Annotated in this window: 1 protein-coding gene and 1 tRNA gene; both read left to right on the top strand. The window is 64.7% G+C overall.

Going from position 1 to position 780, the window contains the following annotated elements:
* On the top strand, window positions 1-249 hold a 249-nt coding region (locus IE312_RS41930), incomplete at its 5' end, for a DUF3566 domain-containing protein (protein ID WP_229900468.1).
* A 110-nt stretch (window positions 250-359) separates the two neighbouring features.
* Window positions 360-436 (top strand) — tRNA-Ile (locus IE312_RS26530).
* The last annotated feature ends 344 nt before the right edge of the window (window positions 437-780 follow it).

Here is a 780-nt window from a genome sequence, read left to right as displayed (position 1 = left end):
GTCATGGACGCGATGGGCGTGTTCTCGACGGTCGGCGGCACGATCTCGGAGGCGACCGGTTCGAACGAGGCGAACGGTTTCGACCTCCAGGCGTTCCTGTCCCTCCCCCACGTGCTGACCTTCACGACGATCATCGCGGTCATCGACGTCGTCCTGGCCACGGCCCTCGCGACGCTCGGCGCGTTCATCTACAACCTCTCCGCGGGCTTCGTCGGCGGCATCGAGCTGACCCTGGCGGAGGACGAGTAACCCCTGGACCAGCGGTGTTCTGACGGTGCCCCGACAACCGATTTTGGGACTGGGGCGGTCGTGCGCTAATCTTCAGGAGTCAGCGCGCGGGACATACCGCAGAGCGCGGCGGGGCTATAGCTCAGTTGGTTAGAGCGCATCCCTGATAAGGATGAGGCCACAGGTTCAAATCCTGTTAGCCCCACCAGCACGAAAGACCTCCGGTCCACCAGGGCCGGGGGTTTTTTGCTGTCCACGCTCGACACCGGCGCCTGGGGTCGGCCGATGGGCGTAGGTCGGCGTCGGTCCGCAGCCCCGTGCTGGGGTGGGTTCGTCACCATTCAGTCCAGTAAGTTTCTTGGTACGCGGTATGTCCACTGCACGATGAGTGAGGCGGCCCGCTCCGGGCCCCCAAAGCTGCCCGAGTGGTGCGTAGTTCGACTCAGAAAGCAGGTCAGTCATGCGCGCTGGACACCGCTTCAGTCCGTTCCGCCGTTACAGAGGAGTGGTGGCCGCCGGCCTCACCGCTCTGCCGGCACTTCTCGCCTTGAG

Source organism: Streptomyces capoamus (assembly GCF_014654935.1).
Taxonomy (GTDB): domain Bacteria; phylum Actinomycetota; class Actinomycetes; order Streptomycetales; family Streptomycetaceae; genus Streptomyces; species Streptomyces capoamus.
This window is presented reverse-complemented; position numbering and strand designations above follow the sequence as displayed.